Raw genomic sequence first — 14,286 nt, 5'->3', positions numbered from 1 at the left:
TGGGGCTCAGGAGTGCTGGCCGCCGCCGCCCGTGGCGCCGCTCAGCTCCAGGAAGGTCTGGGCGGGGGAGCGGCTCGTGTTGGCGAGGGGCGTGCGGCTGGCCGTCGCGGCGGGAGCATCGGGCACGGTGATCACGCCATCCACGGTCCAGAGGGTGCGGGCGGCGAGCGCATCATGCGCAACGAAGGACCCCATGACGGCGGCGGCGAGGCCGAGGGCACGGAGGGTCTTGGGAAGATTGAAAGCGGACATCGCTCATTTCCTGATTGGATGGCGGCGGCACCATGTCGTCGTCTCTTGAACCGCGATATGGACCCCGGTGCGCCTCGAATCCACTTCAGGGCATGGATGCGCTCCATCTGCGCGGTGAATGGAACCGGTGCTCAGCCGAAGCGTGCCCGTGCCCAGCGCTCCGCCCGCAGGGACAGCAGGTAGAGCATGAGGGACACCCCCGCCACGATCAGGCTGGCCCCGAGCGCGCGCTCCGTCCGCAAGTCGGACTTCGCCGCGGCGAACATGGCACCTAGGCCTGAGGACCCCATCAGGTATTCCGCGACCATCGCGGCGAGAAGGGCGTGCGCCGCCCCGATCCGCAGCGCGACCGCCAGGCTGGGCATCGCCGCCGGCAGCGCCAGCGACAGGAGCACCCGCCAGCGCGAGGCGCCGAGCACCCGGAACAGGTCCGCGCTGCCGGGCGGCAGGGACCGCAACCCGGCGGAGGAGAACACGAAGGCCGGGAAGAACGAGATCACCACCGTGATCGCGACCACCGTCCCCGGCCCATAGCCGAAAAGCCGCGCGAGGACCGGGATCAGCGTGACCACGGGTACGGAGGAGAAGAGCACCGTCACCGGCGTCAGGAGCCCCGCCGCGACAGGCGAAGCCCAGGTCAGGATCCCCAGCCCCAACCCCAGCAGGAATCCCCCCGCCAACCCCGCCAGCGCCGCCGAGAGGCTGACGCCGAGGGCGGGCAGGTAGTCCGGCAGGCCCGTCGCGAGGTCCGCCACCACGTCCAGCGGGTGGGGCATGACGATGGCGTTAAGCCCGGACAGCACCACCCAGGCCTGCCAGGCCAGCAGGATCAGGCCCACGCCCCACCAGTCCCGCAGGATGGCCGAGACCCCGCGCATCAGCCGAACCTCGCATGCACGGCGCGCTCGACCGCGGTGGCCACGAGATAGGCGGCGAGCGACAGGAGCGCCACGAGCAGCACGGCACTCCAGAGCAACACGATCTGGAAGTTCTGCATGCCGTTCACGATCAGCACCCCGAGGCCGCGCGGCGCGCCGAACCATTCGCCGATCACCGCCCCGATCAGCGCTGCGGGCACCGCCAGCCGCAGCCCCGTGGCGATGGAGGGCAGGGCCGCCGGCAGGTCCAGCCGCCAGAGCCGGGCCAGCGGCCGCGCGCCGAGAACGGTGAGCAGGTCGCGGTGCGCCGGCCCCGCCGCCCGCAGCCCCGAGGCGGCCGCGACATAGACCGGGAACATCACGCCGATGCCCGCCAGCGTCGCGGGGGTGCCGCCCGCCGGCAGCAGGATCAGGAAGACCGGTGCCAGGGCCACGGTCGGCACCGCGTTCATCCCGGCGGCCAGCCGGTCCGCGCCGGGCGCGAGCGGAGGCAGCAGGTGCGTCCCGACCGCCAGTCCCACCCCGGCGAGCGCGCCAAGCGCGTAGCCGGCCGCGGCCGAGGAGAGGGTTGCCCCCGCGGCGCGGCCGAACAGGTCCCACCGGTCGGGGTCGGCCAGCATGGCGATCACGCGCGAGAGCGGCGGCCAGGTGAAGCCGCCCAGGCCCGAGGCGCCCACCGCCTCCCAGGTCAGGCAGAGAAGAAGCGTGCCGAGCAGGCCGAGGATGCGCGGGTCGTTCGCGATCCTCACGGTGCCGCGTCCTCCGGTTCGAGGGCCGCGACCAGGCCGTCGGAGAGGCGGTGGAACTCGGGCTCGCGCATCACCTCCACCGGGCGCGGGCGGGGGAAGGGAACCGCGAGATCCTGCGCCACGCGGCCGGGGCGGCCGGTCATCACCACCACCCGGTCGGCCAGGAACAGGGCCTCCTCCACCGCATGCGTCACGAGCAGGGTGGTGGTGCGGGTTTCCGTCCAGATGCGCTGCAGCTCCAGGTTCATGTGCCGGCGCGTCACGGCATCGAGCGCGCCGAAGGGTTCGTCCAGCAGCAGCACGGCGGGTTCCAGCACCAGGGCGCGCGCGATGTTCACGCGCTGGCGCATCCCGCCCGAGAGGGCGCGCGGGAAGGCTTCCTCGAAGCCCGTGAGCTTCACGAGGGCAATGAGGGAAGCGATGCGGGCCGAATCCACCCGGCGCCCGGCGACACGGTAGGGAAGGGCGATGTTGTCCCGCACGCTCAGCCAGGGCAGCAGGGCGTGGTCCTGAAAGGCGACGCCGAAGCCCTGGCGCGCGGCGATCGCGGCGGGGCTCTCGCCGCCCACGCGCACCCTGCCGGTGCTGGGTTCGTCCAGCCCCGCCGTCATCCGCAGCAGGGTGGACTTGCCGCAGCCGGAGGGGCCGAGGAGGGCCACGAACTCGCCGGGCTGCACGTCCAGCGTCACGCGGTCCAGCGCCAGCACGCCGTCCCGGCTGCCCTTCAGGGCGAAGCGGCGGGTGACGTCGGACAGGGCGATGGCGGCGCCGGGCGTCCTCACAGGACGGCGGCCTCGAAGCGTTCCATCAGGGCCGGGTGGCGCTCGCGAAGGCGGGCGCGGAGCCGCTCGGTGTCCAGCGCCGTGAACTCGCGCTCCTTCATCACCACGCGCCCATCCACGATCACGCTCCGCACGTCGCGCCCGACCACCGTGTTGGCGGCGGTGAAGAGCGGGTCGTAGACCGGGAAATGGTCGGGATCGTCCGCCTGGACGAGCAGGATGTCGGCGCGCTTGCCGACCTCGAGCGTGCCGATCTCGAGGCCCAGAGCGCGCCCGCCGCCGGCGCAGCCCGCGCCCAGCACGGCCTCGCCGCTGATGGAGAAGCGCTCGTGCCAGGAGGTGCCGCCGATGCATTGCTGCGCGATCCGCCCGCAGCGCGCGACCTGGAAGATGTCCATGGTGCCCAGTGCCGCGGCGCCGTCCGTGCCGAGGCCCAGGCGGATGCCGCGCCGCATCATCTCGATCACGCGGGGATGGCCGATGGCGTAGTTGTTGAAGGCGCAGTGCGCGACCGAGACGTCGTTGTTGACGAGGAGGTCCATCTCGTTCGGGGACAGCATGATGGCGTGCGCCGCGTGCAGGAAGGGGCCGATGCAGCCGAGGCTGTCCAGGTACTCGGCCGGCCGCATCCCGAAGCGTTCGAGCGCGAAGTCGATCTCGTAGGAACCCTCGCAGAGATGGGTGTGGATCATGGCACCCATGCGCCGCGCCTCCTCCGCCATCATGCGGATCAGGTCGGTGGTGCAGACCATGATCTGGCGCAGGCTCAGGCTCGCGGTCACGCGGCCCTCGCCCTTCTGCCGCCAGCGCTCCACCAGCTCGACGTTGCGGCGCAGCGCCTCGTCGGTGGAGAGCATCATGCTGTCCGGGATGCCCGTGCCCATGTCCACGGTGGAGAGGGAGATCACGCCGCGGATGCCGGCCTCCAGCGCGGCCTCGCCCATGATGTCGGGGCGCGGGCCGCCGGCCTCGGCGAAGCAGGTGGTGCCGGTGCTCAGCATGTCCGCATAGGCGACGAGGCCGGAGAGGCGCACGTCCTCCTCGTCCAGCATGCCCTCGAAGGGGATGTAGTAGTTCTTCCAGATCGGGTTGCGCATGCCGATGCCGCGGCGGGACATCTCGAACAGCTTGCCGCGCAGGAACTGCTGGGCGGTGTGCATGTGGCTGTCGATCAGCCCGGGCATGGCGATGCGGTCGCGCGCGTCGATGCGCTCGCGCGGCGCGAAGAGCGCGCGCGCCTCTGCGGCGGCGCCGATCCAGGCGATCGCGCCGTCCGACACCGCGATGGCCGCGTCTCGCAGCACCGTGCCGGCCGCGTCGAAGGCGACGAGGTCGCAGCCCTCGACCAGCAGGTCCACAGGGCGGGGAGGCGTGTTCGTTCCCTGCACCGGTTCAGCCCGCCGCGATCAGGCGGTGGACCTCGTCCATCAGGGTGAAGTCCGCGATGCGCTCGACCGGCGGCAGGTTGGTGCGGCCGGTCGCGCGGGCCGTTTCCATCATCTTGCCGCCCAGCAGCGCGGGATCGAGGCTCAGCAGGGGCGCGGTGGGGTTCTCGGGCGAGCGCAGGAACTGGTTCTGGATGGTGTTCTGGCGGGTCTGCTGGTCGAGATCGAGGCCGAGGTCGCGCCCGTAGTTGCGCACCGCCAGGCGCGCGCCCACCGCCGGGTCCTTCGCATTCTCCGCCCAGCCGCGCGTCAGCCCGGCCATGAAGCGGATCACGCGCGGGCGCTCCTCCTCCAGGAACTTGCGCGTGGTGAAGATCATGCTGGCGTAGGAGCGGAACCCCATCTCGTCCATGGAGGCGAAGAAGAAGTCCTTTCCGCGCGTCATGCCCATCTTCTCCAGGGTCACGGCCTGGTTGGTCTCGAAGGCCGTGTAGCCGTCGCCCTGCCGGGCCAGCAGCGGCTCGGGCGAGAAGCCCGTGGGGATGAACTCCACTCCACCGGGCAGGTTCGCCAGCTTCAGCACCGCTTCCACCGCCGTGCGCTCGTTCGGGCCCTGCGCCAGGATCTTCTTGCCCTGCAACTCAGCCGCCGTGCGGATCGGCTTGCCCGCCAGCGACAGCACGCCGAGCGGCGAGCGCTGAAAGGTGGTGCCGAGCAGCACGAAGTCGTTCCCGCGGGAAACGGCGTCGAGGAACGGCAGGAACTGCACCACGCCGATATCGGCCGCTCCCGCCGCCACGCTCACCACCGCCGCCGGAGCATTCGGCCCGCCCGGCTGCCACTGCACCTCCTCGGTCTTCAGGTAGCCTTTGTCGAAGGCGATCCAGAGTCCGCCATACTCCACGTTGGGGATCCACAGGAAGGCGACGCGGAGCGGCTTCGCCGGGGCCTGTGCCATGGCCGCGCCGGGAAGGGCGAGCGCGGCGGGTGCGGCGAGAAGGGCGCGGCGGGAAAGGGCGATCATGGCGGGCAACCTGCGATGCGGGAGGCCGCAATCTGCCGCCACGGACCGACCAATTCCATGACATAATTTTCGCTGGACCGTCGACGAAACCCGAACGGTCGGAGGTGTTGCCGTGCCGCTTCTCACACAGGCCCTGCGCTGCTTCGAGGAAGCGGCCCGACAGGGTGGCATCCGCCGCGCGGCCGAACGCCTCTCGCTCACGCCTTCCGCCGTGAACCGGCAGATCCTGAACCTGGAATCCGAACTCGGCCTTCCCTTGTTCGAGCGGCTGCCGCGCGGGCTTCGCTTGTCCTCGGCGGGGGAGATGATGCTTCACCGCATCCGCCTGTGGCGCCGTGAGGAGCGCCAGCTCCGCGAAACGCTGGAGGCCATGCGCGGGCCCGGCAGCGGCACCGTTCGGATGGCCGTGGGAGAAGCCTTGTCCGAGGCCGTGCTGCCTTCGCTGCTGGAGGCCTTTCGCCGCGAATCGCCCCGCGCCTCCTTCGCCATCACCTTGTCGGACGCCGAAGGCGTGCTGCGTGCCCTGGCGGATGGCACCGCGGATCTCGGCGCCTGCTTCAACCCCGCCGAGCCCGGCCCGGCCCGCGTGGTCAGGCGCTTTCACTTTCCCATGGGGGCGGTGGTCGCGCCTTCGCACCCGCTGGCCACCGCCGCCCGGCCGAGCCTGCGGGATTGCGCCGCCTGGCCTGCCATCCTGCCCGATGCCAGCATCGCCGGGCGATGGGAGATCGCGCAGGCCGTGCAGGCGGCGGGGGTCAACCTCGTCACGCTCGCCGAGTGCAACCGCGTGCTGCCCATGCGGGCCCTGGCGCGCGCGGGGCTCGGGGTCGCCTATCTTTCCCGCCTGGATGTGCTGGCGGACGAGACGCGCGGCGAGCTGGTCTGGCGCCCGCTGGACTCGGCGCCGCATTCCCGCACCGCGCTCGCGGTCTGCGTCCCGACGGACCGGCGACTGCCGGCGCTGAGCGAGGCCCTGCTGGAACGGCTGCTCGCGGCGCTGGCCACCATCGCGGAACCCGTCAGCCGCCCACCAGGGTGACGCCCTCGGCCCCGTCGCCGATGCGGGCCAGGCTTTCCTCGCGGCCGAGCGCGAAGAGCACGGCGTCGATCGGCGGGGATTGCAGGCTGCCGGTCAGCGCGGCGCGCAGCGGCTGCGCCACCTGCCCGAGCTTCACGCCCTCAGCCTCCGCGAACTGGCGGAGCGCGGCGTCCAGCCCGGCGCGGTCCCATTCGATGGCGGACAGCGCGCGTGAGAGCCTCGCCAGCCGCTCCCGCGCCACATGGTCCTCCAGCGCCAGCGCGGCCTTGGGTTCGTATTTCAGGGGGCGCGAGGCGAGGGCGAAGCGGGCGCCCTCCGCCATTTCCTCCAGGCTGCGGGCGCGCGGCTGCAGGTCGGGGATCAGCGCGGCGATCCGGGCCGCCTGCGCCTCGCCGACCTCGCCCAGCCGGGCCAGCACGCGGGGCAGCAGCGCCTCCGGCGCCGCGGCGCGGATGTACTGGCCGTTCAGGTGCATCAGCTTCGCATAATCCATGCGCGAGGCGGCGCGGCCGACATCCTTGAGGTCGAACAGCTCGATCGCCCGCTCACGCGGCACGAACTCCTCGTCGCCATGGCCCCAGCCCAGGCGCAGCAGGTAGTTGCACACGGCCTCCGGAAGCAGGCCCTGGTCGCGGAACTCCAGCGCCCCCACGGCGCCGTGCCGCTTGGAAAGCTTGGCGCCGTCCGCCCCGTGGATCAGCGGGATATGGGCGAATTCCGGACGCGCCCAGCCCATGGCGTCATAGACCATGCACTGGCGGAAGGTGTTGGTCAGGTGGTCGTCGCCGCGAATGACGTGGGTGATGGCCATGTCGTGGTCGTCCACCACCACGGCGTGGAGGTAGGTCGGCGTGCCGTCGGAGCGGAGGATGATCATGTCGTCCAGCTCGCTGTTCTGGACCCGCACCTCCCCCTGCACGAGGTCGTGGACCACCGTCTCGCCGTCCCGGGGCGCCTTGATGCGGATGACGGGGGCGATGCCGGCCGGGGCCTCCGCCGGGTCGCGGTCGCGCCAGCGGCCATCGTAGCGGGGTGGGCGGCCCTCGGCCTGGGCGCGCTCGCGCATCGCGACAAGCTCCTCCGCCGTGTCGAAGGCGAGATAGGCGGCGCCCTTCTCCAGCAGCGCGCGCGCGACCTCCGCGTGCCGCGCCTCCTGAGAGGTCTGCATCACCGGCGGCTCGTCCGGGGAAAGGCCCAGCCAGTCCAGGCTGTCCAGGATCTGCTGCACCGCCTCGGGCGTGCTGCGCGCGCGATCCGTGTCCTCGATCCGCAGGAGGTACCGGCCGCCGTGGTGGCGCGCGAAGAGAAAGTTGAAGAGGGCGGTGCGCGCCCCCCCGATGTGGAGGTAGCCGGTGGGGGAGGGGGCGAAGCGGGTTCGGACGGTCATGCGCCCCTCTATCACGCAAGGCCGCGCTGTTGACTCCTCACGCCCGCGTGATGTGTTTGCGCTAGCATGGGTCCCGCCCATGTCCGCTCACGCCGCGCCGCTTCCCCTTGCCGAGCCCCGTCCCCCGCTTTCCGAGCGCGCTCGGGGCTGGGTGGCCGCGGAATGGGGGCGCTGGCCGCTCTGGCTGCCGGTGGCCATGGGCGCGGGGGTCCTGATTTATTTCGGGCTGCCGGCCGAGCCCGGCCTCCTTTGGCTCGCGATGCCCTGGCCGCCGCTGCTGCTGGCGGCTCTGGCTGTGGGGCGGTGGCCGCTCACCGGCGCCGCCCTGGCGCTGGTCGGCGCCGCGGCGCTGGGGTTCGGTGCGCCCCTGTTCCACGCGGCCAACGCACCCGGCTCTTCGGCATTGCCGCGCACCGCCACCGTGGTCACAGGCACCGTGGCGGCGGTGGACCTGCTGCCCGAGGGCCGCCGCCTGCTGCTGGACGCGCCGCGGCTGGACGGGGAGGCGCCGCTGGCCCGCCAGCTCCGCATCCGCCTGCGGAACGCCGATCCCGCCCGGCCCCGGCCAGGGGACACCATCTCCGTGCGCGCCCTTGTTCGCCCGCCCATGGCCCCGGCCTATCCAGGCGCCTTCGATTTCCAGCGGGCGGCCTTCTTCTCGGGGCTTGCGGGATCGGGCTTCGCGCTGAACCCGGCGGCCATCCTGGCGGAGGGGAAGGCGCCGGTGTTTTCCAGCCTCCGGGCGGGGATCGAGGCGCGCGTCGCCGCCGCTCTGCCGGGCGGAACCGGCGCGGTGGCGGCGGCGCTGCTGACGGGATCCCAGTCGGCCATTCCGGCGGCCGAACTGGCGGCGCTGCGCGACGCCGGGCTGGCACACCTGCTTTCGCCCTCCGGCCTGCACGTGGCCATCGTGATCGGGACCGGCTTCCTGCTGCTGCGCGCCGGCATCGCCGCCGTGCCATGGCTGGCGCTGCGGATGGATTCCAAGGGTGCCGCGGCGGTGCTGGGCCTGGCGATGGGCGGCGGCTACACGCTGCTGACGGGCGCGGGCGTGCCCATGCTGCGATCCTTCGCCATGGCGGCGCTGGTGACGCTGGCCATCCTGACCGGCCGCCGTGCCCTTTCGCCGCGCGCCCTCGCCGTGGCGGCGGGGATGGTGCTGCTGTTCAGTCCGGAGGCTCTGCTCGGCCCTTCGTTCCAGATGTCCTTCGCCGCCGTGCTGGCGCTGGTCGCGGCCGCCGAGGCCCTGCGCGGACCCTCCCGCCGGCTGCGCGTGCGGGGCTGGCGGGGGCGGGCGGCGCTGGCCATTCTGGGCCTCATCCTCACCTCCGTGGTGGCGGGCGCCGCGACCACGCCCTTCGGCCTCCACCACTTCGGCCGCCTGCAGCTCTACGGCGTCGTGGCCAATGCGGTGGCGGTGCCCGTCACCTCCTTGGTCGTGATGCCGGCGGGCATGCTGGCGCTGTTCCTGATGCCGCTGGGCTGGGACGGGCCAGCCCTTGCCGTCATGGGCTGGGGGGTGGAGGCCACGCTTGCCGTGGGGCGGTTCGTGGCGGCCTGGCCCGGCGCCGCGATGGCCGCGCCGCCCATCCCGGGCTGGGGACTGATCCTCTTCGCCCTCGGGCTCTGCTGGCTCTGCCTCTGGCGCCTTGCCTGGCGCTGGGCGGGGGTGCCAGTCATGGTGCTGGGACTGTGCTCGGGCCTTCTGGTCACCCCGCCCGACATCCTGGTGGCGGCGGATGGGCGGATGCTGGCGCTTTCCACCCCGGCCGGCGTGCTGTCGGAGCGCGCCTCGGGTGCCAACCGCCTGATGCGGGAATCCTGGCTGCGGAGTTGGGGCGAGGACGGTGCCGCCACCCTGCCGCGCGAGGGGGAGCTGCCAGGGGCCAGTTGCACGCCGCTTTCCTGCCTGTTGCGCCTCCGCGAAGGAGGCCCGGCGGCCATCCTGCTGCGCCAGCCGCCGCGCGAGGTCCCGCGCCCGCGACGCGGGCCCGCCGCGCCACCGCCGCCCGTGATGGCGGAGACCGGCTGCGGGAAGGCCGCCGTGATGCTCTCGCTCGAACCGATCCGCGGCCGGTGCCGCGAGACGCCGCGCGTGGACCGCTTCAGCGTCTGGCGAGACGGTGCCCACGCGGTCTGGCTAAGGCCGGAAGGGGTGGTGATCCGGTCGGACCGCATGACGCGCGGGGAGCGGCCCTGGGTGCCTCCGGTCCCCACCCCGAAGGCGCAGCCGCAATCCGAGCCGGCAGCCGAAACGGAATGAAAAAGGCCGGGGGAATGGCTTCCCCCGGCCTCCCGGTCCTTTGTGGCCGCTCAGTGATAGCGGCGGACGAGGCCCACCAGACGGCCCTGCACCTTGACCCGGTCCGGCCCGAAGATCCGTGTTTCGTAGCGCGGGTTGGCGGCCTCGAGAGCGATGGAATTGCCGCGCCGGCGCAGGCGCTTCAGCGTCACCTCGTTCTCGTCCACCAGCGCCACGACGATGGAGCCGCTGTCGGCGGTGTCGCCGCGCCGGATGATGATGGTGTCGCCGTCCAGGATGCCGGCGCCCTCCATCGAGTCGCCCGCGACTTCCAGCGCGTAGTGCTCGCCGCCGCCGAGCATGGCGGCCGGCACTTCGACGCTCTCGCCACCGTCGCGCAGCGCCTCGATGGGAAGGCCCGCGGCGATGCGGCCATAGAGCGGCAGGTGGACCGCGGCGGCATCATTCGCCGTGCGCACCGCGCCGGGCAGGTTCTGGGCGAAGTTTCCGCGGATCACATTGGCGGGGAAAACCGTGGCCGGGGCGGGCGCGGCGGGAACCGCCGGCGCGGGGCTGCGCGCCGACAGGCTGTCCGGAACGCGGATGACCTCGAGGGCGCGGGCGCGGTGGGCACGGCGCTTGAGGAAACCGCGCTCCTCCAGTGCCGTGATCAGGCGATGAATTCCGGATTTGGATTTGAGGTTCAGCGCTTCCTTCATCTCCTCGAAGGACGGGGAGAAGCCGGTGTTCCGGAGGTGCCGGTCGATAAAGGTGAGAAGTTCGTGCTGCTTGCGGGTCAGCATGGTCCGGGCGTCTCCCTGGGGGCGAGGGGCAGTCTTCTGCACGAACAAACGGGCAACCGACCTGGAAGTTCTATGAAAGTTCTCCCGTGTCGGTCAATCTGTTCCTCAAACTCCCAGAAAGGAAAGTTCCACGAACTCCACCTCGGTGTTGGCTCCGGCGGCCGGCGCGCCCGGCGCGCGCACAACCAGGGCATCGGCCCGCGCCAGCGTCGCCAGCATGGAGCTGTCCTGCACGGGGAAGGGCGTGACCACCTGGCGGCCCTGCGTATCGCGCGAAAGCTCCGCGCGCAGGTAGTCCTGGCGGCGGTCGTTCGCCTCAAGCGGGCGGCCCAGCAGGGCGGAGCGGGTTTCCACGGGAGCTGCCGGAAGCCCGGACAGGCGGCGCAGCGCCGGCACCAGGAAGACCACGGCGCAGACGATCGCCGACACCGGATTGCCCGGCAGGCCCAGCAGAGGCGCGCCGCGCAGCCCGCCCCAGATCAGCGGCTTGCCCGGCCGCATCGCGATCTTCCAGAAGTCCAGCGAGAAGCCCAGCGGCTCCAACGCGGACTGGACGAGGTCGTGCTCCCCCACGCTGGCGCCGCCGGTGGTCACGATCAGGTCGCAACCGGCGGCGGCCTCGGCGCTGGCGCCGATCGCCGCACGGTCGTCGCCCGCGATGGGCAGCACCAGCGGCTCCGCGCCGGCGGCCCGCACGAGGGCCGACAAGGCATGGGCATTGGAGGACACGATGCCCCCGGGCGGCAGGGCCTCCCCGGGCAGGACGATCTCGTCGCCTGTGGCCAGGATCGCGACACGCGGGCGCCGGTGGACGTGCAGCCACGGGTGGTTGGCCGCCGCTGCCAGCCCGACGTCGCGTGCGCTGAGCCGGCGGCCCGGCTGCAGAAGCACGTCGCCGAGGCGGAAATCCAGCCCGGCGCGGCGGATCCATCGGCCGGCGCGGGGTGCTTCGGTGGGGGTGACGTGGCCGTCCTCCGCCCGGGCGTCCTCCTGCAGGAGGATGGCGTCGGCGCCGGGCGGCAGGGCGCCGCCCGTGAAAATCCGCACGGCCTCGCCCGGCCGAAGGGCCTCGGTGAAGGGGCGTCCGGCGGGGGAGGCGCCGGCCAGGCGGAGCCGCGCGCCGAGCGTCGCCTCGGCGGCCCGCAGCGCATAGCCGTCCATGGCCGAGACATCGACAGGGGGCTGCGTCAGCCGCGCCGCCACGGGCCGGGCCAGCACCCGCCCCCAGCCGTCGGGCAGGGCCACGGTTTCAGCGCCCGTCGGCCGCAGCCCGGCCAGGATGCGCTCCAGCGCCTCGGAAACCGCGATCATCAGGGCGCCTCGAACAGGCCCGACTTGCCGCCGGATTTCCGCACCAGCCGCACGGCCTCGATCCGCATGCCGCGGTCGGCGGCCTTGACCATGTCGTAGATGGTCAGCGCGGCCACCGTCACGGCGGTCATCGCCTCCATCTCCACGCCCGTGCGCCCGGCGGTGCGCACCGTGGCCGCGATCTCCACCGCGTCCGGCGCCGCCAGGTCCAGGTCGAGCGAGACGGAGGACAGGGGCAGGGGATGGCAGAGGGGAATGAGGTCCGCCGTGCGCTTGGCGGCCATGATCCCGGCCAGCCGCGCGACCCCCAGCACGTCGCCCTTTCCCGCGCGGCCGGCGGCGATCAGGGCCAGGGTTTCGGGCTGCATCACGATGCGCCCGCGCGCGGTGGCCTCCCGCACGGTCTCGGCCTTCGCCGAGACATCCACCATCGCCGCCCGGCCGGCGGTGTCGAAATGGGTGAGGGCACCGCCTTCGCGGTCGGCGCCGGCGGGTTGTGGGCCGCTCAAGCGGCTTGAACCAGCTCGCGGGCGGCGGCGCCGGGATCGGGCTGGCGCAGCAGGTGCTCGCCCACGAGGAGGCAGCGCGCCCCGGCGGCGGCCATGCGGCGAACGTCGGCGGGGGTGCGGATGCCGCTCTCGGCCACCGGGATGCGGTCCGCCGGCACGATGGGGGCCAGGCGTTCGGTCACGGAGATGTCGGTCTTGAGCGAACGCAGGTCGCGGTTGTTCACCCCGATCAGCCGCGTCTCCAGGCCCAGAGCGCGCTGCAGCTCGGTTTCGTCATGGACCTCCACCAGCACGCCCATGTCGAGCGTGCGCGCCACGTCCTCCAGCGCCTCGGCCTCGGCGTCGCTCAGCGCGGCCATGATGATCAGGATGGCATCCGCGCCCATGGCCCGGGCCTCGAAGACCTGCCAGGGGTCGATCATGAAGTCCTTGCGCAGCACGGGCAGCTTCGTCGCCTCGCGGGCCAGGCGCAGGTGCTCGGCATTGCCCTGGAACCAGGGCTCGTCGGTCAGCACCGAGAGGCAGGTGGCGCCGGCCTCCTCGTAGGCGCGGGCGATGGCGGCGGGGTCGAAGGGCTCGCGGATGAGGCCGCCCGAGGGGGAGGCACGCTTGATCTCGGCGATCAGGCCGATGCGCATCTCCGCCACGGCCTCGCAGAGCGCGCCGGTGAAGGGGCGCAGCGCGGGGGCAGAGCGGGCCCGCCGCTCCATCTCCCCCAGGGGGGTCTCCCGCCGCCGGGCCTCAACCTCGGCCCGCTTCTCGTCGAGGATCTTCCGGAGCGTGTCCGAGAAGGGCGCGTCCGTAACCGGAAAGGTCTGGTCCATGATGGGCGGTTCCTGGCGCCGATGCGCGCCGCGCGTCAAGCGGGTCCTGAGAGGGCCGCGCCGCAGGGCAGCCATCCCGGCTGCGGGGAGGTCAGGCGGCGGTGGCCACCCGAAGCCTCTCCAACGCCAGCATCGCCGCGCCGGAGGCGACGGATTCGGCCGCCATCGCGGCGCCGGCGCGAAGGTCGGATACCCGGCCGGCGACGATCAGGGCCGCGGCGGCGTTCAGCAGGACGCAGTCGCGATAGCCACCTTCCGCGCCCCGCAGCAGTGCAAGAAGCGCCTCGGCGTTCTCCCCGGGTTCGCCGCCGCGCAGGGATTCGGCGGGGTGCCGGGCGAGCCCCGCCTCCTCCGGCGTGACCTGGAACTCACGGATGGAACCGTTCTTCAATTCCACGACATCGGAGGGGCCGGCGACCGTCAGTTCGTCCAGGCCTTGCCCGTGGACGAGCCAGGCATGCTCCGTCCCGATCCGCGCCAGGGTTTCGGCCATGGGCCGCAGCCATTGCGGGGCGAAGGCGCCGGTCATCTGCCGCCGCACCCGCGCCGGGTTGGTCAGCGGCCCCAGCAGGTTGAAGATGGTGCGCGTGCCCAGCTCCATCCGGGGCCCGGCCGCGTGGCGCAGCGCCGCGTGGTGGCGGGGGGCCATGAGGAACAGGATGCCGGCGCTGCGGATCACCTCGGGCAAGCGCTCGAAGGGGACGTCGGTGTTCACGCCCAGCGCCGCCAGCACATCCGACGCCCCGGCGCGGGAGGACAGGGCGCGGTTGCCGTGCTTGGCCACCGGAACCCCGGCCCCCGCCACCACCAGGGCGGCCGCGGTCGAGATGTTCAGCGTGCCCGCGGCGTCCCCGCCCGTGCCGACGAGGTCGATCGCGCCCTCGGGTACCTCCACGGCCACCATGCGGGCGCGCATGGCCCGGACGGCGCCGGTCATCTCGGAAACGGTCTCGCCCCGCACGCGCATGGCCATGAGCATGCCCGCGATCTGCGCGGGCGTGGCCTCCCCCGCCATGACGGTGCCGAAGGCCGCCTCCGCCTCGCTTTCCGCAAGGCGCTCCCCGGCGGCGAGGCGGGCCAGGACGGGCTTGAGGGACATGC

The 14,286-nt window shown here is 72.8% G+C and carries 14 protein-coding genes; 2 read left to right on the top strand and 12 right to left on the bottom strand.

Annotated elements, in window-relative coordinates; genetic code table 11:
• Positions 1-6: 6 nt before the first annotated feature.
• The 6 genes from ACFFIC_RS24385 to ACFFIC_RS24360 form a co-directional block, all read right to left on the bottom strand.
• A complete protein-coding gene (locus tag ACFFIC_RS24385) occupies positions 7-252 on the bottom strand; it encodes a hypothetical protein (RefSeq protein ID WP_377055266.1) in 246 nt (81 codons plus the stop codon).
• A gap of 131 nt (positions 253-383) precedes the next feature.
• Entirely contained in the window at positions 384-1,130 is a 747-nt protein-coding gene (locus ACFFIC_RS24380) for an ABC transporter permease (protein WP_377055265.1), read from the bottom strand.
• Complete coding sequence (locus tag ACFFIC_RS24375; RefSeq protein WP_377055263.1) at positions 1,130-1,879, bottom strand: ABC transporter permease; 750 nt, start codon at positions 1,877-1,879, stop codon at positions 1,130-1,132. Before ACFFIC_RS24375 ends, ACFFIC_RS24380 begins: the two co-directional genes overlap by 1 nt.
• Positions 1,876-2,661, bottom strand: coding sequence for an ABC transporter ATP-binding protein (locus tag ACFFIC_RS24370; RefSeq protein ID WP_377055261.1), 786 nt, complete (start codon positions 2,659-2,661; stop codon positions 1,876-1,878). The genes ACFFIC_RS24375 and ACFFIC_RS24370 overlap by 4 nt, the downstream gene beginning before the upstream one ends.
• Entirely contained in the window at positions 2,658-4,049 is a 1,392-nt protein-coding gene (locus ACFFIC_RS24365) for an amidohydrolase family protein (protein ID WP_377055259.1), read from the bottom strand. Before ACFFIC_RS24365 ends, ACFFIC_RS24370 begins: the two co-directional genes overlap by 4 nt.
• A gap of 4 nt (positions 4,050-4,053) precedes the next feature.
• Positions 4,054-5,070, bottom strand: a complete 1,017-nt coding sequence (locus ACFFIC_RS24360; RefSeq protein WP_377055257.1) for an ABC transporter substrate-binding protein — start codon at positions 5,068-5,070, stop codon at positions 4,054-4,056.
• Positions 5,071-5,182: 112 nt separating this feature from the next.
• Between ACFFIC_RS24360 and ACFFIC_RS24355 the strand changes: the two genes are divergently transcribed.
• Positions 5,183-6,109: a LysR family transcriptional regulator gene (locus tag ACFFIC_RS24355; protein ID WP_377055256.1), complete on the top strand. Its 927-nt coding sequence runs from the start codon at positions 5,183-5,185 to the stop codon at positions 6,107-6,109.
• Here ACFFIC_RS24355 and gltX read toward each other — a convergent pair.
• Positions 6,090-7,496 (bottom strand): glutamate--tRNA ligase, encoded by a 1,407-nt coding sequence (gene gltX, locus ACFFIC_RS24350; protein WP_377055254.1) that lies wholly within the window; start codon positions 7,494-7,496, stop codon positions 6,090-6,092. The two genes, ACFFIC_RS24355 and gltX, sit on opposite strands and share 20 nt — an antisense overlap.
• Positions 7,497-7,575: 79 nt before the next feature.
• Between gltX and ACFFIC_RS24345 the strand changes: the two genes are divergently transcribed.
• On the top strand, positions 7,576-9,759 hold the full coding sequence (locus ACFFIC_RS24345) for a ComEC/Rec2 family competence protein (RefSeq protein ID WP_377055253.1): 2,184 nt from the start codon (positions 7,576-7,578) through the stop codon (positions 9,757-9,759).
• A gap of 50 nt (positions 9,760-9,809) precedes the next feature.
• On the opposite strand, the gene lexA is transcribed toward ACFFIC_RS24345, so the two are convergent.
• From lexA to trpD, 5 genes are all read right to left on the bottom strand, one after another.
• Entirely contained in the window at positions 9,810-10,541 is a 732-nt protein-coding gene (gene lexA / locus ACFFIC_RS24340) for a transcriptional repressor LexA (protein WP_377055251.1), read from the bottom strand.
• A 105-nt stretch (positions 10,542-10,646) separates the two neighbouring features.
• On the bottom strand, positions 10,647-11,852 hold the full coding sequence (locus ACFFIC_RS24335) for a molybdopterin molybdotransferase MoeA (protein ID WP_377055249.1): 1,206 nt from the start codon (positions 11,850-11,852) through the stop codon (positions 10,647-10,649).
• The gene (gene moaC, locus ACFFIC_RS24330) at positions 11,852-12,361 is read right to left on the bottom strand and encodes a cyclic pyranopterin monophosphate synthase MoaC (RefSeq protein WP_377055247.1); all 510 of its coding nucleotides are present in this window, start codon (positions 12,359-12,361) and stop codon (positions 11,852-11,854) included. Before moaC ends, ACFFIC_RS24335 begins: the two co-directional genes overlap by 1 nt.
• Complete coding sequence (gene trpC / locus ACFFIC_RS24325; RefSeq protein ID WP_377055245.1) at positions 12,358-13,185, bottom strand: indole-3-glycerol phosphate synthase TrpC; 828 nt, start codon at positions 13,183-13,185, stop codon at positions 12,358-12,360. The genes moaC and trpC overlap by 4 nt, the downstream gene beginning before the upstream one ends.
• 91 nt (positions 13,186-13,276) lie before the next feature.
• Entirely contained in the window at positions 13,277-14,284 is a 1,008-nt protein-coding gene (trpD, locus tag ACFFIC_RS24320; protein ID WP_377055243.1) for an anthranilate phosphoribosyltransferase, read from the bottom strand.
• Positions 14,285-14,286: the final 2 nt, after the last annotated feature.

The organism is Muricoccus vinaceus, assembly GCF_042433125.1.
In the GTDB taxonomy this organism is placed as follows: domain Bacteria; phylum Pseudomonadota; class Alphaproteobacteria; order Acetobacterales; family Acetobacteraceae; genus Roseomonas; species Roseomonas vinacea.
Note: the sequence above shows the minus strand (reverse complement) of the source record. Positions and strands in the feature narration are given on the sequence as shown.

What these genes read in the sequence shown, in the direction of transcription:
- ACFFIC_RS24385 (WP_377055266.1), bottom strand. Translation starts at nt 252, where the DNA reads ATGTCCGCTTTCAATCTTCCCAAGACCCTCCGTGCCCTCGGCCTCGCC.
- ACFFIC_RS24345 (WP_377055253.1), top strand. Translation starts at nt 7,576, where the DNA reads ATGTCCGCTCACGCCGCGCCGCTTCCCCTTGCCGAGCCCCGTCCCCCG.
- ACFFIC_RS24360 (WP_377055257.1), bottom strand. Translation starts at nt 5,070, where the DNA reads ATGATCGCCCTTTCCCGCCGCGCCCTTCTCGCCGCACCCGCCGCGCTC.
- ACFFIC_RS24335 (WP_377055249.1), bottom strand. Translation starts at nt 11,852, where the DNA reads ATGATCGCGGTTTCCGAGGCGCTGGAGCGCATCCTGGCCGGGCTGCGG.
- lexA (WP_377055251.1), bottom strand. Translation starts at nt 10,541, where the DNA reads ATGCTGACCCGCAAGCAGCACGAACTTCTCACCTTTATCGACCGGCAC.
- ACFFIC_RS24380 (WP_377055265.1), bottom strand. Translation starts at nt 1,130, where the DNA reads ATGCGCGGGGTCTCGGCCATCCTGCGGGACTGGTGGGGCGTGGGCCTG.
- trpD (WP_377055243.1), bottom strand. Translation starts at nt 14,284, where the DNA reads ATGTCCCTCAAGCCCGTCCTGGCCCGCCTCGCCGCCGGGGAGCGCCTT.
- trpC (WP_377055245.1), bottom strand. Translation starts at nt 13,185, where the DNA reads ATGGACCAGACCTTTCCGGTTACGGACGCGCCCTTCTCGGACACGCTC.
- gltX (WP_377055254.1), bottom strand. Translation starts at nt 7,496, where the DNA reads ATGACCGTCCGAACCCGCTTCGCCCCCTCCCCCACCGGCTACCTCCAC.